This window comes from Nocardiopsis sp. KDC1DS13DA1, from assembly GCF_055632325.1.
In genome coordinates this window covers 33,223-55,786 of sequence record NZ_JBVMUY010000006.1, presented here as the reverse complement: position 1 = coordinate 55,786, position 22,564 = coordinate 33,223, and the positions used below count along the sequence as shown (strand labels likewise).

The window sequence follows — 22,564 nt, the reverse complement described above, 5'->3', positions numbered from 1 at the left end:
GTGGACACGCAGGCGGGTGGCCGGATGTGGCCAAACGCGACGGGCGGTGACGGGGTGTCCGCCGACCGTGGCCCCGGGATTCACGCTGCTTGTGGCGCAGGTCACTTTTAAACCCGTGTGGCGCGGCCGCGGTCCGGCCCAAACATGAAAGTCTTTCGCGATTTGGTTACCTGTGCGTAGCATTCCGCTGATCCATCGCCGACCCCCAGGTGGTGACAGCACGTGTTCCCCCGACTCAGCAGACGGTTGCGCGCCGGTACGGCGGGTGCCGCACTCGCGGTCGCGGCGGCGACCGCAGGCGCACTCCCCGCGACCTCGGCCTCGGCCGACCCCGAACCCCTCGTCCCCGAGGACTACTGCGCGCCCGAGGGATGCCACGACATCCTGCCCCCCGGACAGAACGGCGGCGCGACACTCGCCGAGATCCTCGGCCACCAGCTCTTCGGCACCCGACCCCGGCACTCGTCCAGCCAGCTGGACATGTACGACAACCTCGTCCACCACTACGACGGCCTCACCGAGGACGGACTGGACGACTTCTTCCTCGACTCCACGTTCGGGGTCGACCCCGACGACGTGGGCCGTGAGTACCAGCCCCGCGAGGACGTCACCATCGTCAGGGACTCCGGCCACGGCATCCCGCACGTCACCGGCACCACCCGCGAGGGCACCATGTTCGGCGCCGGTTACGCCGCCGCCGAGGACCGCCTCTTCCTCATGGACGTCCTGCGCAGGGTCGGCCGGGGCGAACTCACCCCCTTCGCGGGCGGGGCCGCGGGCAACCGGGCCCTCGAACAGGACCTGTGGCGCACCGCGCCCTACACCGAGGAGGACAAGCAGGCCCAGATCGACCGCGTCGCGGCCAGCGGCGAGCGCGGCCGGCAGGCGCTGGAGGACGTCGACGCCTACCTGGACGGCGTCAACGCCTACATCCGCGCGTCCGACCAGGGCCGCTACTTCCCCGGCGAGTACGTCCTGACCGGGCACAAGGACGCGATCACCAACGCCGGCGAGATCGAGCCCTTCACCCCCGCCGACGTGGTCGGCATCGCCTCCATGGTCGGCGGTATCTTCGGCGGCGGGGGAGGAGGGGAGGTCCGCTCCGCGATCGTCCTCGCCAACTTCCAGGACCGCTACGGCGCCGAGGAGGGCGCCGAGCTCTGGTCGGCCTGGCGCATGGAGAACGACCCCGAGGCCGTGGTCAGCGTCGACGGCGAGTTCCCCTACACCGGCACCCCCGACGACCCGGTCGGCGAGGTCGTGCCCGACCCCGGCTCCGTCGAGTACTACGACATCGTCCACGACGAGTACGGTTCCGCGGCCTCCGGCGGGACGGCCGACCCGCTCGCCGCGGAGGCGGCCCCGTCGGCGCAGGAGTCCGAACCCGAGGACGCCGCCGACCCGCCCACGCTCGACGACCTCTCCGGGTCCCAGCGGGAGCGGGTCGAGGACATGGCCGAGGAGGGCGACGTGGACTCCCTGGAGGGCGTCTTCAACGACGGCGTCCTGCCCGACGGCTTCATGGACCCCCGCGGCATGTCCAACGCCCTGCTCGTCTCCGGCGAGCACACCGAGAGCGGCAACCCCGTCGCCGTCATGGGCCCCCAGACCGGCTACTTCTCCCCGCAGCTGCTCATGCTCCAGGAACTCCAGGGGCCCGGCATCAGCGCCCGGGGGGCCTCGTTCGCGGGGGTGAGCTTCTACGTCCAGATGGGCCGCGGCGTCGACTACGCCTGGAGCGCCACCTCGGCGGGCCAGGACCTCACCGACACCTTCACCGTCGACCTCTGCGAGACCGACGGTTCCACTCCGACGACCGCCTCCCGCGCCTACGTCGACGGCTCCGGAGACTGCGTTCCCTTCGAGGAGCTCAGTGTCACCAACGACTGGGAGCCCACCGTCGCCGACCAGACCGCGGCGGGCGGCTACACCCTCACCTCGCTGCGCTCCGAGTACGGCCTCGTACGGTCCTTCGCCACCGTCGACGGGGACCCGGTCGCCTTCACCTCGCTGCGCTCCACCTACATGCGGGAGGTCGACTCCATCATCGGCTTCCAGCGGTTCAACGATCCGGGCGAGATCACCTCGGCGGAGACCTTCACCGAGGCCGCCTACGACATCGGCTACGCCTTCAACTGGCACTACGTCGACGACGAGGACATCGCCTTCGTCAACTCCGGCGCCAACCCGGTCCGCTCCGGCGGCACCAACCCGAACCTGCCGATCGACGCCTACTCCGGCGCGGGCTGGTCGGGCTGGGACCCGGCGACCAACGGGGCCGACTACCACCCGCTGTCCGACCACCCCCAGGCGATCAACCCGGACTACATCGTCAACTGGAACAACAAGCCCGCCCAGGGGTACACCTCCGGTTGGTCCACCGGTTCCGTGCACCGCGGCGACCTCCTCGACGTCCGCGTCTCCGGGCTCGTCGAGAGCGGCCACCGGTTCACCACCGCCTCCCTCACCCGGGTGATGATGGAGGCCGGGACCGCGGACCTGCGGGCGCAGGAGGTCCTGCCGCTGCTCCTGGAGGTCATCGACTCCGCCGGGGTCGACGACCCCGAACTGGCCGCCGCCGTCGAGGAGCTGCGGGCCTGGAACGAGTCCGGCTCCCTGCGGCGCGAGCCCGAACGGGACGCCGGGTACTACGCGCACGCCGACGCCATCCGCGTGCTCGACGCCTGGTGGCCGCGCCTGGTTCGGGGGCAGTTCGAACCGGGGCTCGGCGCGGACCTCTACACCGAGCTGACCCGTGCCGCCCGCGTGGACGAGTCGCCCTCCGGCAACGGCCACGTCGGCTCGGCCTTCCAGTACGGCTGGTGGTCCTACGTGGACAAGGACCTGCGCTCCGTACTCGGCCACGAGGTCCGGGGGCCGCTGGGCGAGACCTACTGCGGCGGGGGAGACCTCGACGCCTGCCGCACGGTCCTGCTCGACACCCTCGCGGAGGCGGCGGCCGTCCCCGCGGAGGAGGTCTACCCGGGCGGCGGACCCTGTTCGGCCGGGGACCAGGTGTGTGCCGACGCGGTGGACCACCAGGCGGTCGGCGGGATCGGTATGTGGCCGATCGCCTGGCAGAACCGGCCCACGTACCAGATGGTCTACCAGTTCTCCGGCGGACGGTAGTGCCTCCGGTCGGCTGACCGGGCCACCCGGGCCGCGGCCCGCGGTGCCTCCCACGGGGGTGCCGCGGGCCGCGGCCGCGTGTGCCTCCCGCGGCGGCGGCCCCGTGCGTCCGCCCGGCCGCGGCCGTACCCGCGTCCGGCGTCCTGTCCGCCCGTCCACGGGCGGACTTCTTTCGTGGGTACGTGCGGCGTGCGGGAGTGTGCCCGTGCGCTCGGTGCCCGCGGTGCCGCATCGACGGCCACAGCGCCGATCACTCCGTCGGATCGCGTGCTTCGTCCGTCTCGTGTGGGTAGCTTAAGGATTACCCGATACGTCGCGGGAGGGCCGCAGAACATGCCCGACTGGCTGATCTGGATGATCCTCGCTGGCGCCCTCGGAGTCGCCGAGGCGTTCACACTGACCTTCGTGCTGGGGCTCGTCGCCGTGGCGGCGCTCGTCGCCGCGCTCCTGGGCGCCATCGGACTGCCCGTGGCCGTGCAGGTCATCGGATTCGCCGCGACCGCCGTCGCCGGTCTCGTCCTGGTCCGCCCGATCATGCAGCGGCAGATGACCCGCGGTCCCGACGCGCGCTCGGGCACCGCCGCGCTGGTGGGGCGCTCCGGTGTGGTCCTCCGGGAGGTCGACGGCGACCACGGGCTGATCAAACTCTCCGGAGAGGAGTGGTCGGCACGCTGCATCGACGAGGACCTGGTGATCCCGATCGGCACGCACGTCGACGTCATGGAGATCGACGGCGCCACCGCCGTGGTCTACCCCCGGGAGGCCCTGCCCTGAGCCCGGAGGCGACGGGCACCACAGTTCCGAACAGTCCCGAGCCACATCCACGACCCCAAGGTCAGGTGCGGACATGATCGACCCGGCTATTCCCTTCGTCATCCTCGCGGTCATCCTCGTGGCCATCGCGCTGTCGGCGATCCGTATCGTCCCGCAGGCGAGGGCCTACAACATCGAGCGCTTCGGGCGCTACATCCGGACGCTCAACCCAGGGCTGAACTTCATCATCCCGGGTGTGGACCGCGTCAACACCAAGTTCGACCTTCGCGAACACGTCTTCAGCTCGCGGCCCCAGCCGGTGATCACCGAGGACAACCTCGTCGTCAACATCGACACCGTCCTCTACTACCAGATCACCCAGCCCAAGGCCGCGGCCTACGAGGTCGCCAACTTCCTCCAGGCGATCGACCAGCTCACCGTCACCACCCTGCGCAACGTGATCGGCTCCATGGACCTGGAGCGCACGCTCACGTCCCGGGAGGAGATCAACACCCGCCTGCGGGGTGTCCTCGACGACACCACGGGCAAGTGGGGGATCCGCGTCAACAGGGTCGAGATCAAGGCGATCGACCCGCCGCCCACCATCAAGGAGGCGATGGAGAAGCAGATGCGGGCCGACCGTGACAAGCGGGCCGCCATCCTGCACGCCGAGGGTGAGCGCCAGGCCCGGATCCTCAAGGCCGAGGGCGCCCGGCAGCAGGCGATCCTGGAGGCCCAGGGCGACCAGCAGGCCGCCATCCTGCGCGCCGACGGTGAGGCCAAGGCCGTGGAACGGGTGTTCCAGGCGGTGCACGCCAACGACGCCGACGCCAAGCTGCTCGCCTACAAGTACCTGGAGACCCTGCCGCACCTGGCGCAGGGTGAGGGCAACACGTTCTGGGTGATCCCCGGCGAGCTGACCGAGGCGATCAAGAACGTCACCCACGCGTTCTCGGGCGAGGCCGCCGCGTCCGTGCCCTCCACGGAGAAGGAGTCGGAGCGGATCGGGACCGGACCCGCCCGGATCACGGCGGCGGACGAGTCGGAGCGGTCCTCCTCGGAGCAGGCCGCGGTGGAGGCCGCCGAGGCGGCCGAGCGCGCGGTGGCCGACGCGCGGGACGACGTGCGCAGGGCGGGCGCCAGTATGGGCTCGATGCCCAACCCGCGTGAGGGGGCCTGAGCAGCGGCGGGGAGCCGAGGAAGCGCGGAGCCGGGAGGACCGGAGCCCCGGGAGGACCCGAGGGTCCCGGCTCTCCGGGGCCCGCGGATCAGACGAGCAGGAGTTTGCCCGTGGTCCTGCGGCCGGCGAGGTCGCTCTGGGCCCGCGCCGCCTCGGCCAGCGGGTAGCGTCCGCCGATCCGGACGTCCAGCCGTCCGGCCGCCAGCAGCCCGAACAGGTCGCGCGCCCGTCCCATCAGCTCCTCGCGCTCGGCCACGAAGGTCCCCAGGGACGGCCGCGTGAGGTACACCGACCCGGCCTGGGTCAACCGCAGCGGGTCCACGGGCGGCACCATCCCGCTGGACTGGCCGAACAGCGCCAGCACACCGCGCGGGCGCAGCGACGCCAGGCTCGCGTCGAAGGTGTCCCTGCCGACCCCGTCGTAGACCGCGGCGACCCCGCGGCCGTCGGTGAGGTCGCGTACCGCGTCGGCCACCGGGGTCCGGGTGTAGCGGATGACCTCGTCCGCTCCCGCTTCCCGGGCGAGCCGCTCCTTCTCCCCGGTGGACACGGTGCCGATGACCCGGGCGCCCCGCTCCTTGGCCAGCTGGGTGATGAGCAGGCCGGTTCCGCCCGCGGCCGCGTGCACCAGGACGGTGTCACCCTTCGCCACGGGGTACACGGAGTACGTCAGGTAGTGGGCGGTGAACCCCTGGAGGAGGAGCGCCGCCGCCTGCTCGTCGCGGACCCCGTCGGGGACCGGGACGACGACGGAGGCCCGGACGACCGCCCGGTCCGCGTAGCCGCCGGGGGCCATCGCCCATCCGACCCGCTGACCGACGGACAGGTCGCGCACACCCTCGCCCACGGCCGCGACGACACCGGCCGCCTCCATCCCGGGGACGTAGGGGAGGGGGACGTCGTACTGGCCCTCGCGCTGGTAGATGTCGATGAAGTTGACCCCGCGGGCGGTCACGTCGACCAGGACCTCGCCGGGGCCGGGTTCGGGAGCGTCCGCCTCGGTCAGCCGCAGTACCTCGGGGCCGCCGTGTTCCTCGATGACGATGGCGCGCACTGGTCCACTCCTTCGCTGGGTCCGACTGCCCGCATCATGCCAGCCGGACCCGGCGCCGTCGCGCACCGGTTCCCGGTTGGGGCCGGTTTTTCGGGACGGTCACCGGAGGGGGTGGTCGTCCGGGCGCCGGCAGGGTCGCGCACGACGGGGCGGGCCTCGGAGCGGGGAACGAGCGGCGGGCGCGGCCGAGGAGGGACCGTCCCTGACCTTCGGGCGCCCGGACACGGTCCGCAGCGCAGCGGAGGACCCGAAAAACGCGGCCTGGTCCTCGGTGAGGATCTCGTGCACGGAGAAGTGGGTGTAGAGCACGCCGAGCGGGCTGCTCCCGGGGCCTACCCGGGTCACGACCCCCGCCCGGTGCCTGCCCTCGGGCTCCTCCGCGTCGTCCGGGAGCGGGTCGTCCCGCCGTCCGTGGCGTCCAGCGCGCGGGCGGTGCCGAAGTCGATGACCTTGGGCCCGACGCCGGACAGCAGGGCGTTGGCGGGCTTGAGGTCGCGGTGGACCACCCCGGACCCGGGGATGGCGGTGAGCACCGCGGCGACCTCCAGGGCCAGACCCTCCAGGGTGCCGCCGGCCATCGGCCCGCCCGCGAAACGGTTCCCCGGACGCCCCGATTTCGCTAGTGTTAGAACACATGTTCGAACTCTGGTCCGTTCTTCCCCGGGCGGGCGGCCCGGTGCGTGTGTCGGAACGGGGGCGGTCGAGGGTGAGGGGAAGTGCGGTGGGACGGTACTACGGGGCGGAGGTCACGGTCGTCGAGGACGCCGGGCGTCCGGCCAGGTTCACCTGGAACGGCCGGGTGTTCGGGGTGCGCAGGATCCTCGACCACTGGGTGACCGTGCGCATGGACTGGAGTCCGGCCAGCGCGCCGCGGGCCCCCGAACGCCGCCACTGGCGGGTGGAGGCGGGAACCGCCCACTCCCAGGGGGTGTACGAACTGCGCCATGACACCGCGACCGGCGCGTGGCTGCTGTCCCGGGTCTGGGACTGATCCCCGGGTGGCGCGCGGCGCCCTCCGCCGGTGTCCGAGTCCGGTCAGCGGCCCAGGTCGGAGGGGACGAGGCTGTAGGCCGCCAGGTCGGTGCGGCCCTCGTGCAGCGGCATCGCGTTGCGCTCGACCCCCTCGAACACGAACCCGGCCTTCTCCGCCACCCTCCGCGACCCCGTGTTCCCGGTGGCGGCCTTGAGTTCCACGCGTTGGAAACCCTGGTCGATCGCCCAGCGTGATACCGCCACGACCGCCTCGGTCGCGAACCCGTGCCCCCGCGCCCGGGGGGAGACCACGTAGCCGACCTCGGTCCGCATCGAGGGCCAGTCCGTGCGCAGCAGGCTGATCGATCCCGCCAGGCGGCCCGTCCGCTTCTCCACGGCGGCCCAGTGCTGTCCGTCGCCGTCGGCCCGCAGGGCGGGGGCGAGCAGCCGACACCACCGCTCGGCGTTCTCGCGCGTGTAGGGGACGCCGGGTTCGGGGAGCGGCACCCACCTCTGGAGGCCGGGGTCGGCGTAGGTCAGGTGGACGTCGTCGATGTCGTCCTCGACGAACGCGCGCAGTCGCAGCCGTTCCGTCTCCAGGATCACGGAGGGCAGGGTGCGCCTGGCGGGGGAGGTCGGTGGGGTGTCGGGCATGGGTGCGGCGGGTCCTCGGTCGTCGGATGATGCGCACACCCTAATGCGCGGGAAACGGCACTCGGTCACCAGAATGATCTACGTCGTAAAGGCGGCATGGCTGTTCCGGTGCGCAGGGGCGGGGGAGCCTCCCGAGAGTGGTGCCCCGCCCCCGGGGCTCCCCCGCCCGTCATGCGCCCGTCCCGACGGAGGGTCAGGCCCGGCCGCGGATGACCCGCTGGCGGATCTCGGTATCGAACACCGCGGAGAACGCGTTGCCCGGGCACTCGGTGTCCAGCCAGTCGCGGTGGCGCGAGATCGTCCGGGCCGGTGTCGTCGCGCCGGTACCCGGGTGGACGTACTCGATCTCCGCGGCCGGGTCCACCCCCGACACCGCGCACAGCACGCGCAGGACGTTGACGAGGGAGTCCCGCGCGGCCCGGGTGGGCAGCTCGTCGGTGAAGTCACCGAGCAGGCACACACCGATGTTGCCGTGGTTGAACGTGTAGGCGTGCCCGGCCGTCACCGACTCGGCCCGGCCCGGCCGGGGCCACCCGGAGAAGACCGGCACCCCGTCCCCGCCCGAGTGGCGGCCCTCGTAGACCGTGCCGTCGGGGGCGATGAGCGCGTGGTAGCCGATGTCCCCCCACGCCAGCTCGACCGCGTGCAGGTGGTAGACGGCCCGCACGTCGGCGGCGTGGTCGCCGGTGGTCGCCAGCGCGGTGTGGTGCACGGTGAGCGCCTGTACGGGGTGGAACTCGGCGGGCCAGAGGTCGTTGCCCTCGTCGTCGAAGCGGTACGACTCGTCGGCACCCCAGCCCGAGCGGGTCACGAACCGCGCGGACGGGCGCCCGGAGGAGCCGCCCAGGGTCTGGTAGCCGTCGCCCTCCGCCGACAGCGACGTGCGCGCCGGGCCGTCGAACCGCAGCGCCTCCCCGTCGCTCAGGTTCAGGGCCGTCGTCCTGGCTCCGCCGCGCACCTCGTAGCCGGTGGCCCCCTCAGGGGCGCGGACGAGGGCGGAGGAGTCGGGGTCCCGGTCGTCCCGGCCCGAGGTGTGCAGGTGCAGGGGTTCCCAGGGGCCGAGGCCGCCGCCCGTCTCGAAGCGGATCGCCGGTTCGGCCGCGGCCGTCGCGGGTCGGGTCACGGTCACCACGTCGAAGCGGGTGTCCGGCCGGACGAGGCCGCCGGTCTCCGGGGACGGCTCGGCGATCACACGGGGGATCTCCAGGGCCGTGTCGGCCATGGCGGGGCCGCGCGCGGGCAGCGCGGTGCCGAGCGCGGTCAGGCCCGCGAGGGCGGTGGAACCGGTGAGGAATGAGCGGCGTCGCATACGTCGTCCTTCTCGTGGGTGCAGGTCTGGGGGTCCCGTCGGCGGTGGGGGCGGACGCTGGGTGTCAGTCGTCCGGCGCCGGGGCGGGAGCGGGTTCTTCCCGGGGCCGGGGAAAGTGCGCACAGCCTTGCACAGGCCCGTTCCCGTAGGGGTTTCGGCGCGCCGAATCGGCTGTCGGAACCGGTTCGGCGACCGGACGCCGGTTCGTTCCCGCGCGGTGCGCTCGGGGACGGAATCCGTGGCCAGGTGGGCCGGGCGCGGTCCTCCGGGGCGGGGTTCGGGTGGAGCGCCTCCGGATCCGTCGGGGGTGCCGTCGGCGCCGACGGTGTTCCGGAGCGGGTTCTGACAGAGTTGGTACGCATGTGGTCCTTGGGGGAGTCGGGAAGGTCAGCCCTGGTGGGGACCCGGGTGAACGGAACAAACGTCGCGGACTACGCTTACGGGTCTATGTCGGATCAGGTGGACAACGGGTAGTCGACACACCTCTTCGGGGAGCGATCATGACCAACGGTGACCGCGAGTCGGCCCGGCGCGACGGCGACCGGGGGGACTCCCGGGAGCAGAGCGGGCAGGGCGCCTCGGAGCTCGGCGGCCTCCTGGAGGGACTGCCCGAGTCGGGGCGCGGAGCCCAGCCGAGCCGCGGCGGGGGGACGAATCCGTTCCGCCAGTCCTCGCGGCCGTCCGCCCCGGCGCCCGCCGCCTCCGCGCCCACGGAACCGATTCCGGCGGTGGCCGAACCCGACCCGGCGGAGCACGGGGCGGACGCGGCGCGGCCCCCGGCGGAGTCCGGCTCCGCGCCGCCGGAGGAGGCGGTGACGGCCGACGCCGCTCCGGAGGCGGCGGACGACCGGCCCAGCCCCAACGTCATCCCCTTCCGGGGCGGGGACCGGACCCCGTCCCGCGACCAGGGGCGCGACCAGGGGCGCCTCCCGGACCCGGTGCCCGCCGCCGAACCACCCGCGCGAACCACCGCACCAGGACCCGCGGACCCGCGTTCCACGACCACCGAAGCGGAGCAGAGCAACACCGTGCACGCACAGCAAGCAGCCGAGCCCCGCCCGGAGCCCGGGCGCACCGGTCCGCGTCCCCAGGCCGCCCCGGCGCCCGCCGCCTCCGGCCCCCGGGTCGACCACTCCTACGGCGGCCCCGAGCGCGCCGCCGTCTACCGGGCCATCAACGAGCGCCGCGACGTGGTCGGGGGCTTTCGTCCCGACCCGGTTCCCGACGACGTCCTCATGCGTGTCCTGGAGGCCGCCCACCAGGCGCCCAGCGTCGGCGACGCGCGTCCCTGGGACTTCCTCGTCATCGACGACCCCGCCGTGCGGGCCCGCGTGCGCGACCTGGCCGAGGCCGAGCGCGACGACCACACGCGCGCGCTGCCCGGCGACCGTGCCCGGACACTGGCCGGGCTGAAGGTCGAGGCGATCGCCGGGGCCCCGCTCAACATCGCCGTCACCGTCGACCCCTCGCGCGGCGGCCGCCACGCCCTGGGCCGCCACGCCCAGCCGTTGAGCTCCGGGTACTCGCCCGCGCTCGCCGTGGAGAACCTCTGGCTGGCCGCGCGGGCCGAGGGGCTCGGAGTCGGCTGGATCAGCCACGTCGACGAGCGCGACGTCGCCCGTGCCCTCGACCTCCCCTCGCACCTGGAGGTGGTCGCCTACCTCTGCGTGGGCTACGTCGAGGACTTCTCCGCCGGGCCGGGGGCCGCGGCCCCCGGCCCGGCGGCTGGGCGCCCCCTGTCCTGGGCGGTGCACCGCGATCGCTACGGCCGCCGCGGTCTGCCCGGCCAGGAGCCCACGAGCCTGCTGGAGGAGACCATCGCCGCCATCGGAGCGCTGAACACCCGCGCGGTGGAGGAGGCCAGGGACCGGCAGAACCGCATGACCAAGCCGCAGGGCTCCCTCGGGGTCCTGGAGGAGGTGTCGGTCCGGCTCGCCGGGCTGGCGGGCGTGTGCCCGCCGCCGATCCCCGAGCCGGTCGCGGTCGCGGTGTTCGCCGGCGACCACGGTGTGCACGCGCAGGGGGTGACCCCGTGGCCGCAGGAGGTCACGACCCAGATGGTGCACAACTTCCTCGCCGGGGGCGCGGTGGTCAACGCCTTCGCCGCGCAGGTCGGCGCGGAGGTCACGGTCGTGGACGTGGGCGTGGCCGGGGACCTGCCCCGGGCCGCGGGCCTGCTGCCCCGCAAGGTGGCGCGCGGCACCGCCGACCTCACCCGGGGCCCGGCGATGACCCGGGAGCAGGCCCTCCAGGCGCTGGAGGGCGGTATCGAGGTCGCGCGGGACCTGGTGTCGGCGGGCAACCGCTGCCTGGTCACCGGGGACATGGGTATCGCCAACACGACGCCGGCCGCCGCGCTGGTGTGCGCGTTCACCGGGGCCGAGCCGCAGGACGCCACCGGTCGGGGGACCGGTGTGGACGACGCGACCTTCGAGCACAAGGTGTCCGTGGTGCGGCGCGCCCTGGCGGCCAACCCCGTGGACCCGGCGGACCCGATCGGCACCCTCGCGGCCCTGGGCGGGCTGGAGCACGCGGCCCTGGCCGGGTTCGTCCTGGGCGGTGCCGCCCTGGGGGTTCCGGTCCTGCTCGACGGGGTCATCGCGGGGTCGGCCGCGCTCGCCGCCGCGGCCATCTCCCCGGAGGCGGTCCAGGCGTGCTTCGCCGGACACCGCTCCAGTGAGCCCGGGCACGCGCTCGCCCTGGCCCACCTGGACCTGCGTCCGCTGGTGGACCTGGAGATGCGGTTGGGGGAGGGGTCGGGCGCCCTGTTGGCGCTGCCAATCCTCCAGGCGTCGGCCCGCGTCCTGCGCGACGTGGCGACCTTCGACGACGCGGGTGTGTCCGCCCTCGGCTGAGGGGCCGGTTCCCGAGGGGGCCGTGCCTGGCCGCGCCGCCGCTGGGTGCGGCCGGGTTCACATCGCGTGAACTCGCCGGTTTACTCGGGTGTAATACCGCTTTGACAAGGTGGTTCACACCATCGCGAAACATCGCCGGCGGCGCGATGGAGGAGCATCCGCGCACCCCGCCGTCGTCGCCGGGGGCCGGTACGGACGACGGAAGGGGCGCGAACGTGACCTATCTGCTGGGTTTGCGCATGAAGGGCCGCGACGTCCTCGTGGTCGGAGGGGGACGGGTCGCCGGGCGCCGCGTTCCGGTGCTGCTGGAGGCGGGTGCGCGTGTCACGCTCGTGTCGCCCGAGGTCTCGGCCGCGCTGGAGGACCTGGCCGCCGCGGGGCGCGTCACGTGGGAGCGGCGGGGCTACGCCCCCGGTGACGTGGCGGGCCCCGGCGCCCCCGAGTTCTGGCTGGTGCACGCCGCCACCGACGATCCCGACGTGAACGCGGCGGTCACCGAGGAGGCCGAGTCCGCCCGGGTGTGGTGCGTGCGCGCCGACGACCGGCACGCCTCCTCGGCCTGGACGCCCGCCACCGGGACCGCGGCCGGGATCACCGTCGGTGTGGTGGCCTCCGGTGACCCGCGCAGGGCGGCGGGTCTGCGCGACGCCATCACCGACGGGCTCGCCGACGGCACCCTGGACGCGCGGCGCGGCCGTGAGCGGTTCAGCGGTGTCGCGTTGGTGGGCGGCGGACCGGGGGACCCCGGTCTGATCACGGTCCGCGGGCAGCAGTTGCTCTCCCAGGCCGACGTGGTGGTGGTCGACCGGCTGGCGCCGACCTCGCTGCTGGACCGTCTGCCGGCGGACGTGGAGATCGTCGACGCCTCGAAGATCCCCTACGGCCGGTCGATGAGCCAGGAGGACATCAACGCGGTTCTGGTCGACCGGGCCCGTCGCGGCAGGTTCGTGGTCCGGCTCAAGGGCGGTGACTCGTTCCTCTTCGGCCGGGGCGGGGAGGAGGCCGCGGCGTGTGCCGCCGCGGGTGTGCCGGTCATCGCGGTCCCCGGTGTGACCAGCGCGCTGGCCGCCCCGGCGAGCGCGGGCATCCCCGCCACCCACCGCGGGGTGGCCCAGGACGTGCACATCGTCTCGGCGCACGTGGCCCCGGGCGACGAGCGCTCCACCGTCGACTGGCGGGGGCTGGCGCGCGCGGGCGGGACGGTGGTCGTGCTCATGGGGGTGGAGCGGATCGAGGCGATCGCCGAGGCGCTCGTGGAGCACGGCCGTTGCGCGCAGACCCCGGTCGCGGTGGTGCAGGAGGCCACGCTGCCTGGTCAGCGTACGGTCACGGGTACGCTGGCGGACATCGCCGCCTCGGTCCGATCGGCCGGGGTGCGGCCCCCGGCGGTGGTGATCATCGGAGAAGTGGTCAAAACAGCGCGGGATCTTGACATACTGCACACGGGGACCCAGTTCGAGACGCGTCGACTGGCGACCGGGCGCGATCTCCAGTGAGACCCCCCGCCAGCGGCGTTCGACGTGCGTGCGGTGGGGGACCGTCAGCACCGATGAGGAGGGCATACCGATCATGACCCGGCCGTCGGCCGCACCGGACGCCAGCGGCGCCGGTGCCTCGGACCGGTTCGGTACCGGACCGGCCGCCACCTCCGACCATCCCGCTCCGGACCCGGGTTCCGCACCCGCGGCCGACGCCGCCGTTCGCGGGGGCCCGACCGGTGCCGCTGCTCCCGCGCGCTCCGGAGCGGCCGAGCAACCTTCTCCCACCTGGGAGGACGATCGTTTCGAGCGCGTCCTGGAGTCGCTGCGCACCCAGATCCGTGACCTGGAGTTCGCCGATGGGCTGCCCGCCGCCGAGGAGGGGCGGGTGCTGCGGGACGATGTTCTGGCGCAGCTGTCCGACTACGTCCTGCCCCGGGTGCGGCGGCCCGACATCCCGTTGCTGATCGCGGTCGCCGGTTCCACGGGCGCGGGCAAGTCCACACTGGTCAACAGTCTGGTCGGTGAACAGGTCACGACGACCGGTGTGCGCCGTCCCACCACCAACAGCCCGGTGCTGGCGTGCAACCCGGCCGATGTGGACTGGTTCAGCGAGGCGTCCTTCATCCCGGCGCTGCCCCGTGTGCGCCAGCAGGGGCTGGCCATGCCGGGCAAGGACGGCATGCTCGTCCTGGCGGCGAGCGAGGCCATGCCGCGCGGTGTCGCCCTGCTGGACACCCCGGACGTCGACTCGGCGGTGGCCGCCCACCACGAGTTCGCCGCCAAGTTCCTCGACGCGGCGGACCTGTGGGTGTTCGTCACCACCAGCACCCGTTACGCCGACGCGCGCGTGTGGGAGTTCCTCCAGGTGGCGCGCGACCGGGACACGTCGCTGGCCGTCGTGCTCTCCCGGGTCCCGCGCAGGGGACGGCGTCAACTGCTCGACCACTTCGGCGCCATGCTGGAGGCCAACGGCCTGGGCGCGGCGGCGCGGTTCGCGATCCCCGAGACCGACCAGGTCAAGGGGGAGCGCTTCACCGCCAACGTCGCCGACCACATCCGGACCTACCTGGCGGACGTGGCGGGCGAGGCCGACCAGCGCGACCGGGTCTCGCGCCGCACCTTCGTCGGCGTCATCGACAGCTTCCGCTCCCGGGTGCCCGAACTGGCCCGGCAGGTGGAGATGCAGGTGGAGGCGGGCCGGGTGCTCAGCGGCGCCGTGGACGACGCCTACGCCGAGGCGCGCCGCCACGTGGACGACGGGCTCGCCGACGGTTCTCTGCTCAGCGGTTCCCTGCTCGCGCGGTGGCAGGAGGTGGCCGCCAGCGGTGAGCTCGCCCGGAGCCTGCGGCCGCGCGGCAGGCGGGCGCGGCGGCGGCGCCGTGCGGAGTCGCTGGAGCGGGGGCAGCGGGTCGGCGCGCTGGAGGAGGCCGTCCGCGACTCCCTGTCGGCGCTGGTGGTGTCGGCCGCCGAGCGCGCCGGGCACGGGATCGAGGCGCGGTGGCGGGAGATGCCGGGGGGTGAGGACCTCGCGGAGAAGGCGCTCGCGCTTCCCGGCGGGGGGCTCCTGGCCCAGCGGTTCCGCAAGGAGTTGGCCGAGTGGCAGGCCGAGGTCGCGGAGATGACCAAGGCCAGTGGCGCGACCAAGCGCTCCGTGGCCCGGTTCGTCACCTTCGACCACGACATCGTCGCGCTCGTCCTGGTCATGGACCTGCTCGGCTACGAACGGTCCCGGTCCGGAGGCGGCGCACACGCGGCCGAGGCCTCCGGCCCCTCGCCGCAGCGCCTGCTCAAGGGGCTGTTCGGGGCGCAGGCCCTCCGTAGCATGGGTACGGCGGCCCGCGACAACCTGCGCGGCCGGGTCGAGGCCCTGCTCGCGCAGGAGCGCGCGCCCTTCGACAGCACCCTGGCGTCGGCCGGGATTCCCTCCGAGGACAGTGCCGTCCAGCTCTATCAGGCCACGTACAACCTTGAGATTGCGCGATGACGACTCAGTGGAACCCCGCGCGGGCGACCGGGGAGACCGGTGCCCCCGAACCCGGGGACGAGGTCCGACCGGTGGACCGTTCCGAAGCCGTGGGTGACGACGATGCGCCGCGCGGTGCGTCGGCGTCGGCCGAGGGCGGCCCCTGGCGCGGATACACGGTGCCGGTTCCCGACCATCCCGGCGGCGGGTCCGGTCCCGGCGCCGACGGGGCCGCGGTGACGGCCGCGCACGACGGGATCTCGGGGTACCCCGACGCGGAGCCGGCGGAGGAGGCCGCTCCCCGCCGGGGGCAGGGGCGGCACGCCCGTGTGGCCGCGGAGCGGGACGGTGAGGTTTCCGTCGCCGCCCCGGGCGGCGGCGACGTGCTCGCGCCCGGTGGCGGTCTCGGCGACGCGGCCGGAGGCGGCCAGGACGTGGACGACGACGCCGGTGAGGGCGGCCGGGAGCGCCACGGTACCCGGGGCGCCGGCCACTCCCGGAACGGCCGCGGTACGCGCGGAGTGCGCGGAAGCAGGGGGGAGCGGGGCCGTCGCGGTGTGCGCGGTGCGCGTGACGCGGGCGCCGCCCGTGACGGTCAGGGCGAGGGGGACGACCCGGACGGCCTGGCCGGATGGGTGGGCAGTCTCGCCGAGGCCGCCGAGGACGCCCAGATCGCCGGACGCGTCACCGGTGCCTTCCCCGCGGTGTCCCCCAGCCCCCCGGAGTGGGTCCCCGCCCCGGGGCAGGACGAGGACGGGGCGGACCGCGGGTCGGCCGAGGGCGGTTCCGCGGACGTGTCCCCGGCGCGTGGTGTCCCCGCGGACCGGCAGGGGACCGACCCGCTGGACGCAGACGCCGGTACGGCCGCCGGCACGGGGCCGCAGCCGGTGGTCGGGCAGGAGGACGGCGGGCCCCTGCCCCGTCGCGTCCCGGGGCCGTCCGCGGTCTCCGGGGCCTTCAGGGCCGTGGGCGCGAACGGCTCCGCCGAGTCCGACGCGACGGAGGACGGGGGCGGTACTCCGTCCGGATCCGCTCCCGCGGCGACGGACGGGGGGTCGCCCGATCCCGTGAGCGACGCCCCCGGTCCCGGCGCGGGTGACACCGGTGAGAGCGCCCGGGCCTCCGACGGCGCCGACAGTGGCGACGACGAGTACCGTCCGACCACCCACGACCACTGGCGGTCCGAGCGGACGGTCACCCGGGCCGAGCTCGTCGAACGGCTCGACGCCCTGTCCACCCTGACCGAGCTCGGCCAGGAGGACCTGCCCGAGGAGGTCGTCGCCCGTTCCGCGCAGCTGCTCGACCACGCGGGCGCGCGTCTGCGCCTGTCCGGGGAGCACACCGTCGTGGCTCTGGCGGGCGGCACGGGCAGTGGCAAGTCGTCGCTGTTCAACGCACTGTGCGGCCTGGAGCTGTCGCAGACCGGTGTCACCCGCCCCACCACCTCCAAGGCGCACGCCTGCGTGTGGGGGCACGAGGGCGCCGACGCGCTCCTGAGCTGGCTGGGCGTGCCCACCCGCTACCGTCACTCGCGTACCGGCGTCCTGGACGCGGGCAACTCCGAGCTGACCGGGCTGGTCCTGCTGGACCTGCCCGACCACGACTCCGTGCGCAGCATGCACACCGCCGAGGCCGACCGGCTCATCGGGTCGGTGGACCTGCTCGTGTGGGTCCTCGACCCGCAGAAGTACGCCGACGCCGCCGTCCACCACCGCTACCTGGCCCGGATGGCCGGGCACGGAGCCGTCACGGTCGCGGTTCTCAACCAGGTCGACCGGGTCGAGCCGGACGAGCTCGAGGAGCTGCTGACCGACCTGCGGCGCCTGATGGAGACCGAGTCGGGTGTGCATCCCCGGGTGATCACCACCTCGACCGTCACCGGGAACGGCATCCGGGACCTGCGCGAGTTCCTCGGTGAGACCGTCCGCGAACGCCGCGCCCTGGTGGACCGGCTGGTCGCCGACCTGGACCAGGTCGTGGTGGCCTTCGAGGACTTCCACGGTGAGGGGGAGATCCCCGAGGCGGTGCCCGAGCCGGTGGTCGAGCGCGTCCGCAGAGGGCTCTCCGGGGCCGCCGGTGTCAGGGCCGTGGCCGACGTGACCGAGACCAACGACGTCAGGCGCGGCAGGCGGGAGGTCGGCTGGCCGGTGGCCCGCATGGCGGGCAGACTGCGCAAGGACCCGCTGTCGGCGGTCCAGCTCGACTTCCTGCGCAACGACGGCGGGGCGGGTGTGGGCGGTCCGGTCGACGCGCACTCGGCCGAGCTGGAGACGGTCCTGGGGGAGGCGGCCGACGGCGTCTCGGAGGGGATGCCGTCCCTGTGGCGGCGCCGCATGCGCGCGGCCGCGCGCAGCGGGGTCTCGGAGCTTCCGGCGGAGCTGGGCGAGGCGGTCTCGGGCGCGGTCGGCGCCCCCGACCAGAGCCAGCCCTGGTGGAGGGTGGCGCGGTCGGGGCAGTACGCCCTGTTGTCCGTCGCCGCGCTGGGGCTGGTGTGGGCGGTCGTGGCGCTGTCGAGCTGGCTCGCGGGCGGTTTCACCGGGATGGTGATGTTCGACGATCCGGTGTTCGTCGGCTACTCGGGGGCCCTGGTGGCGGCGTCCCTGCTGGTCGGCTGGTTGACCGGGGTGGGCTGCGGCAACCTGGTCGAGGTCGCGGCCGTCCAGCGGCGCGAGGAGGTGGAGCGGGCCGCCGAGGCGCGGGTCGCCGAGATCGCGCGCCGGAGGGTGGCCGAGCCGATGGAGGCCGAGCTGGCGCGGTACCGCGCGTTCCGGGCCGCGTACGAGGTGGCCGGGGCCTCGTCGTGAGGGGCTGAGGCACCGCGCCGTCGGGCGCGGACACCGGTGGGGACGGCTCCGTGGGAGCGTCGAACGGTCCGGGGGCGGGCGGCGCGTCGTGTGCCGCCCGCCCCCGGGTCTTGCCGTGTCGGGTCTCAGGTCCAGTGCACGCTGTTGTACATGTGTCCTCCTCCGATCGGTCGGTGTCGACCGCCCTTGGGGCGGGACGCTGGTTCGGTCGACACCTCGTGTCCGAAAACGGCCATCGAAGCCGGATCTTACGTTAGAGCGTCCCGAAGCCCGATTCCACCCGCCCTCGTGGGCCCCGGGTACCTCGAGCCAATCTAGTCTCTGCCTGCATCGATCATACAATCAGCAATTAAGCTATTACCCAACGTAATGTAAAGTGGTGGGGGCGGCGCCTCGGGGCATGCTGACGTACTCACCTGTGCGCGTGGCGGTTGGGACGGCCGCCGTGCGTCGACGACGCGGAACTCGGTGCGGAATCGGGTCGTCGAAGGGAGAACCGAAGGGGGTGGTTCGCCTATCAGTAGCACGTGTAGGGGTCGCACTGCGGAGCGTGACACAGGGAGGGAGGATGGAGCCGTGAGTATCTCGGAGAAGCCGTTGGCGGCGGAGGGCGCGGCCGCCGGGGAACGGTCACGCTGGCCGGTCCTCCAGCAACCCCGGGGCCTGATCGTCTACATGGGGCTGCTCGTGTTCGCGGCGCTGTTCCTGTTCGGGGCGGCGGCGGCACTGACGACCGTGACGCTGGTGGACGTGGTGACCCTCCTGGCGCTGACCATGTGCGCGGGGATCTGCGTGGAGGCGATCCGCCGTCTGGGGGTGCCCGCGGGGTTCGCCCGCGACCTGCTGGGCGCGTGGTGGTTCCCGGTCGTGCTGCTCCTGCCGCCCGTGTACTCCCTCATCGTCCCCATCCCGGTGTTCCTGCTGCTGCAGCTGAGGGCCAGGCGGGCCCTGGCGCACCGGAGGGTCTTCAACGCCACGGCCATCGGGCTGTCGGGCTTCCTGGCGTCGGTGGCGTGGCACCGGGTGGCCGCCGACGGCCTGTGGCAGGCGATGGGCGGCGTGCCGGACGCGCACGAGCGCCTGGCCACGGGCGCGGGGGTGCTGATCGCGGTCCTGTGCTGTGCCGGGTTCACCGTGCTGAACACGTTCATGGTCGCCCTGGCCGCGCGGATCAGTATGGGGCCGGGGGCGACGCTGCGGCCCATGTGGGACCGGGAGGCGTGCACGGTCGACGCCGTCGAGTTATGTGTCGGCGTGACCGTGGCGATCCTCGCCCAGCTCAGCCTGTTCCTCCTGGCCATCGCGGTCCCGCCGGTGCTCCTCCTCCAGCGCAGCCTGCTGTTCCAGCAGTTGCAGATGGCGGCGCGCACCGACCCCAAGACGGGGCTGCTGAACGCGCCGACGTGGGAGCAGGAGGCGTCGGTGGAGATCGCCCGGGCGCGCGCGCAGCGGGGGTACGCGGCCGTGCTGATCATCGACATCGACCATTTCAAGCGGGTCAACGACAACCACGGCCACCTGTTCGGGGACCAGGTGCTGTTGGGGGTGGCGACGACCATCGCGCAGCAGTTGCGCCAGTCCGACCTGCTCGGCCGCTTCGGCGGTGAGGAGTTCGTGGTGCTGCTGCCCGGGTCCGACACCTCGGAGGCGTGGCAGGCGGCGGAGCGGTTGCGTGCGCAGGTCGGGTGCATGGAGATCGCGGTGGAGGACGTGCCGGTGAGCATCACGGTCTCGGTCGGGGCGGCGGTCATCGGCGAGCACGGCAACGACCTCGTGGAGTTGCTGACCGCCGCCGATCTGGCGCTGTACCGGGCCAAGGAGACCGGTCGCAACCGGGTGTGCCTGCCCGCCGGCCGTCCGGGGACGCCGGGAAGGATCCCCGGGCCGCGGGCGGGCGGTCTGCCGGAGCGCGGCGGTTCCCTGGGCGGGGGCGACTGACGCAGGGAGCCGGGAGGGGCTGTCGCGCTCCGGCGGCCGCCCGCCGGGCGGTGTCCGGCCGGTGGCGGATCCGGGCCCCTCGGCCGACCGCGGGCTCCGCGGGGGCGGTTGTCCACAGGACGAGGATCGCCGTTGTGCGCGACCGTCCGGTCACGCACCGTTGGAACATGCACTCCGAACAGCACGACCTCCCGGCGGACCCCTTCGACCACGACCACCACGGCGCCGGGCACGGTGTCGTGCCCGGCGCCCCCGGGAGCGGGTCCGTTCCCGTGCCCGACCCCCGCCCCGCCGGGGAGACGGCGACCGGACCCCCGGGCACCTCCCCGGACGCGCTCAGGCTCACCACACCGACCGACGTGATCGCCGTCCTGCCCTACCTCGCGGGCGGCCCGCCCGATCCCGGGATCGTGCTCCTGGCCCTCCGCGCGGGGCGGGTGCACTCGGTCCTGCGCGCGGACCTGGACGGCGGGGTGCTCCCGGGGCCGCCGAGCGCGCCCCCGGCCCTCGACCACGCCGCGGCGGAAGGCTGCGACACGGTACTGATCGTGGCGTTCGGCCCGCCGGAGCTGGTCACCCCGCACGTCGACGCTCTGCTGGCGGCGGCGCGGGAGCGCGGGACCACCGTCCTGGACGCGCTCCGCGTCACCGGCGGCCGCTACTGGTCCTACACCTGCGCCGTGCCCTCCTGCTGCCCGCCCGAGGGCACGGTGGTCGACGCGGACCGGTCCACCGCCCCCGCCGACGCCGTCCTGCGCGGGATCACGCCCCTGGCGCCGTTCCACGCCGCCGCGGCCGACACCGCGCGGGTGCGCTCCCTGCTCGCACCGGTCGCCGGTCCCGTCGGTGAGGCGGTGGCAGCGGCGGCGGAGGAGGTGGCGGCACGCGTTCGGGAGCGGGCTGCCCGCGACCGCGACGCCCTCGTGGATCTGGGGCTGCCCGCGGTCCGCGCCGCCGTCCGCGCGGAGTACCGGTCGGAGGGGGTCACCGATCCGCGGGGGGTGGCCGAGCTGGGCGTGTACCTGACGCGGACGCGCGTGCGGGACGAGGTGTGGGCCCGGATCACCGCCACGAGCGCCCGGGCGCACCAGCGGCTCTGGAGCCGGGTCACGCGGCACGTTCCCGAACGCCTGCGGGCGGCTCCGGCCTCGCTGCTGGCCGTGGCGGCCTGGCAGGGCGAGGACCGGGCGCTGGCGTCGGCGGCCCTCGACGTCGCCCTGACCGCGGATCCCGGGTACTCGATGGCGCTGCTCATGAGCCGGGCCCTGGCCTGGGGGCTGCCGGTGCGCCGGTGGCGGGAGGCCGCGCCCCGGTGGACGGAGGGGAAGGAGGAGTGGGGTGAGGGCGGCTGACCGCGTGAAGGCGCCGCGATCCGCCGCACACGGGTTCCGGGGCGCTTGACACCGACCGGCCGTCCGCGTTCGGCGCGGCACCGGGTTCACCTGCCGTCTGACCCTGGTGGTGTCACCGGTGGGTGGCATGCTGGGCCGCATGGCGGACAACGCGAACTCGCACCCGGAGCGGCCACCCGGCTACGACGACGATCCTTTGACCCACCGTCCCGAGCTTGTCGACCAGCCCCTGTTCTGGCCGGGGCACCTGGACTCCATGGTGGAGGACGAGGAGACCGAGGAGCTGCTCCTGGGCGCGGACGCCGACGCCGCGGACGACTTCCAGCAGCGGCTGCACGAGCGCGGGGACCGGTTGGTCTTCACCGTCCCGCTGACCGGTGGCCGTCTGTACGTCGTCCACCGCACCGGGGACGACGACCCGGGAACCGACGTCCTCGTGCACGCCCCCGGGTGGGACCGGGCCGAGCTGCTCGCCTGCGCTGACGGGCACTTCACGGGCCCCGGGTTGTCCTGGCCGGAGGTGGTCGCCGCCGCCGACAGCGCGCTTCCCGGCGGTACCACCGACGACCCGGACAGCCGCCTGCTCCTGCTGCTGCCCGCGTTCGGGGACTCGGCCGTGCCCGACGGGGCAGCCGAACGCCTGGCGGCGGCGCTGCGGTCCCGGACCGGCGTCGAGGATCCCGACGCGCTCGCGGTCGCCCTCCTGGAAGGCCAGGGGCCATGGGGGCCCGTGCGGTGGACCACGACCGGAGGCGGTGCGCGGATCAATGACGGCGGCTGGTCGTCCCGCAACCCCGGGAACCACTTCGCGTGGTCGCCGGAGCGGCTGTCCCGGGTGAGCGGCGCGCTGGCCCCTGACTCCGGGGCGGTGCCGGGCCAGGGGTGAACGCCCCGACCGCTCCGGGAGGGGCCCTGCCCGTGCTGGGCCGGCCGCTGGAGGCTCCGGGGCCAACGGCCGGACCGGGCGGTCGGGGCCCGCGCCGGGTTCGCCCCTCCGCCGCCGTAGCGGTGGTCGGGTCACTCTCCCGCCGTTCGCACCCGCGCACACGTGTTCTCGGACGGCTCCCGTGCTCGGGAAGATCGGGACGCCGTCACGCGTTCCAGGGCGTGACCCGCCGAG

The 22,564-nt window shown here is 74.1% G+C and carries 14 protein-coding genes and 1 pseudogene; 11 read left to right on the top strand and 4 right to left on the bottom strand.

Features of this window, described 5'->3' with window-relative positions:
* Window positions 1-222: 222 nt before the first annotated feature.
* From ACTVAJ_RS05745 to ACTVAJ_RS05735, 3 genes are all read left to right on the top strand, one after another.
* Entirely contained in the window at window positions 223-3,129 is a 2,907-nt protein-coding gene (locus ACTVAJ_RS05745) for a penicillin acylase family protein (protein WP_470387007.1), read from the top strand.
* A 333-nt stretch (window positions 3,130-3,462) separates the two neighbouring features.
* Window positions 3,463-3,903 (top strand): NfeD family protein, encoded by a 441-nt coding sequence (locus tag ACTVAJ_RS05740; RefSeq protein ID WP_470387006.1) that lies wholly within the window; start codon window positions 3,463-3,465, stop codon window positions 3,901-3,903.
* A 76-nt stretch (window positions 3,904-3,979) separates the two neighbouring features.
* The gene (locus ACTVAJ_RS05735) at window positions 3,980-5,062 is read left to right on the top strand and encodes an SPFH domain-containing protein (RefSeq protein WP_470387130.1); all 1,083 of its coding nucleotides are present in this window, start codon (window positions 3,980-3,982) and stop codon (window positions 5,060-5,062) included.
* An 88-nt stretch (window positions 5,063-5,150) separates the two neighbouring features.
* On the opposite strand, the gene ACTVAJ_RS05730 is transcribed toward ACTVAJ_RS05735, so the two are convergent.
* Both ACTVAJ_RS05730 and ACTVAJ_RS05725 read right to left on the bottom strand, forming a co-directional pair.
* On the bottom strand, window positions 5,151-6,116 hold the full coding sequence (locus ACTVAJ_RS05730) for a quinone oxidoreductase family protein (protein WP_470387005.1): 966 nt from the start codon (window positions 6,114-6,116) through the stop codon (window positions 5,151-5,153).
* A 368-nt stretch (window positions 6,117-6,484) separates the two neighbouring features.
* Window positions 6,485-6,706 (bottom strand): annotated as a pseudogene (locus ACTVAJ_RS05725) (protein kinase domain-containing protein); the annotation flags it as partial.
* Between the two features lie 131 nt (window positions 6,707-6,837).
* Between ACTVAJ_RS05725 and ACTVAJ_RS05720 the strand changes: the two are divergent.
* Window positions 6,838-7,107 (top strand): DUF6504 family protein, encoded by a 270-nt coding sequence (locus ACTVAJ_RS05720; protein WP_470387004.1) that lies wholly within the window; start codon window positions 6,838-6,840, stop codon window positions 7,105-7,107.
* A 44-nt stretch (window positions 7,108-7,151) separates the two neighbouring features.
* Here the strand turns inward: ACTVAJ_RS05720 and ACTVAJ_RS05715 are convergent, their stop codons facing one another.
* Entirely contained in the window at window positions 7,152-7,742 is a 591-nt protein-coding gene (locus tag ACTVAJ_RS05715) for a GNAT family N-acetyltransferase (RefSeq protein WP_470387003.1), read from the bottom strand.
* A gap of 193 nt (window positions 7,743-7,935) precedes the next feature.
* Entirely contained in the window at window positions 7,936-9,051 is a 1,116-nt protein-coding gene (locus ACTVAJ_RS05710; protein ID WP_470387002.1) for a peptidoglycan recognition protein family protein, read from the bottom strand.
* Between the two features lie 500 nt (window positions 9,052-9,551).
* Between ACTVAJ_RS05710 and cobT the strand changes: the two genes are divergently transcribed.
* The 7 genes from cobT to ACTVAJ_RS05675 all read left to right on the top strand — a co-directional run bounded on the left by cobT (window position 9,552) and on the right by ACTVAJ_RS05675 (window position 22,330).
* Complete coding sequence (cobT, locus tag ACTVAJ_RS05705; RefSeq protein WP_470387001.1) at window positions 9,552-11,906, top strand: nicotinate-nucleotide--dimethylbenzimidazole phosphoribosyltransferase; 2,355 nt, start codon at window positions 9,552-9,554, stop codon at window positions 11,904-11,906.
* A 215-nt stretch (window positions 11,907-12,121) separates the two neighbouring features.
* Window positions 12,122-13,402, top strand: a complete 1,281-nt coding sequence (gene cobA, locus ACTVAJ_RS05700) for a uroporphyrinogen-III C-methyltransferase (protein ID WP_470387000.1) — start codon at window positions 12,122-12,124, stop codon at window positions 13,400-13,402.
* Between the two features lie 73 nt (window positions 13,403-13,475).
* Entirely contained in the window at window positions 13,476-15,371 is a 1,896-nt protein-coding gene (locus ACTVAJ_RS05695; protein ID WP_470386999.1) for a GTPase, read from the top strand.
* A complete protein-coding gene (locus ACTVAJ_RS05690) occupies window positions 15,368-18,154 on the top strand; it encodes a GTPase (protein ID WP_470386998.1) in 2,787 nt (928 codons plus the stop codon). Before ACTVAJ_RS05695 ends, ACTVAJ_RS05690 begins: the two co-directional genes overlap by 4 nt.
* A 576-nt stretch (window positions 18,155-18,730) precedes the next feature.
* Entirely contained in the window at window positions 18,731-20,092 is a 1,362-nt protein-coding gene (locus ACTVAJ_RS05685) for a sensor domain-containing diguanylate cyclase (protein ID WP_470386997.1), read from the top strand.
* Window positions 20,093-20,259: 167 nt separating this feature from the next.
* Entirely contained in the window at window positions 20,260-21,444 is a 1,185-nt protein-coding gene (locus ACTVAJ_RS05680) for a DUF4192 domain-containing protein (protein ID WP_470386996.1), read from the top strand.
* A 139-nt stretch (window positions 21,445-21,583) separates the two neighbouring features.
* Window positions 21,584-22,330 (top strand): hypothetical protein, encoded by a 747-nt coding sequence (locus ACTVAJ_RS05675; RefSeq protein ID WP_470386995.1) that lies wholly within the window; start codon window positions 21,584-21,586, stop codon window positions 22,328-22,330.
* The last annotated feature ends 234 nt before the right edge of the window (window positions 22,331-22,564 follow it).

Bases quoted from the DNA above. Each gene is read 5' to 3' on its own strand.
- ACTVAJ_RS05740 (WP_470387006.1), top strand. From the start codon at position 3,463: ATGCCCGACTGGCTGATCTGGATGATCCTCGCTGGCGCCCTCGGAGTC.
- ACTVAJ_RS05690 (WP_470386998.1), top strand. From the start codon at position 15,368: ATGACGACTCAGTGGAACCCCGCGCGGGCGACCGGGGAGACCGGTGCC.
- ACTVAJ_RS05675 (WP_470386995.1), top strand. From the start codon at position 21,584: ATGGCGGACAACGCGAACTCGCACCCGGAGCGGCCACCCGGCTACGAC.
- ACTVAJ_RS05710 (WP_470387002.1), bottom strand. From the start codon at position 9,051: ATGCGACGCCGCTCATTCCTCACCGGTTCCACCGCCCTCGCGGGCCTG.
- ACTVAJ_RS05715 (WP_470387003.1), bottom strand. From the start codon at position 7,742: ATGCCCGACACCCCACCGACCTCCCCCGCCAGGCGCACCCTGCCCTCC.
- ACTVAJ_RS05695 (WP_470386999.1), top strand. From the start codon at position 13,476: ATGACCCGGCCGTCGGCCGCACCGGACGCCAGCGGCGCCGGTGCCTCG.
- ACTVAJ_RS05680 (WP_470386996.1), top strand. From the start codon at position 20,260: ATGCACTCCGAACAGCACGACCTCCCGGCGGACCCCTTCGACCACGAC.
- cobT (WP_470387001.1), top strand. From the start codon at position 9,552: ATGACCAACGGTGACCGCGAGTCGGCCCGGCGCGACGGCGACCGGGGG.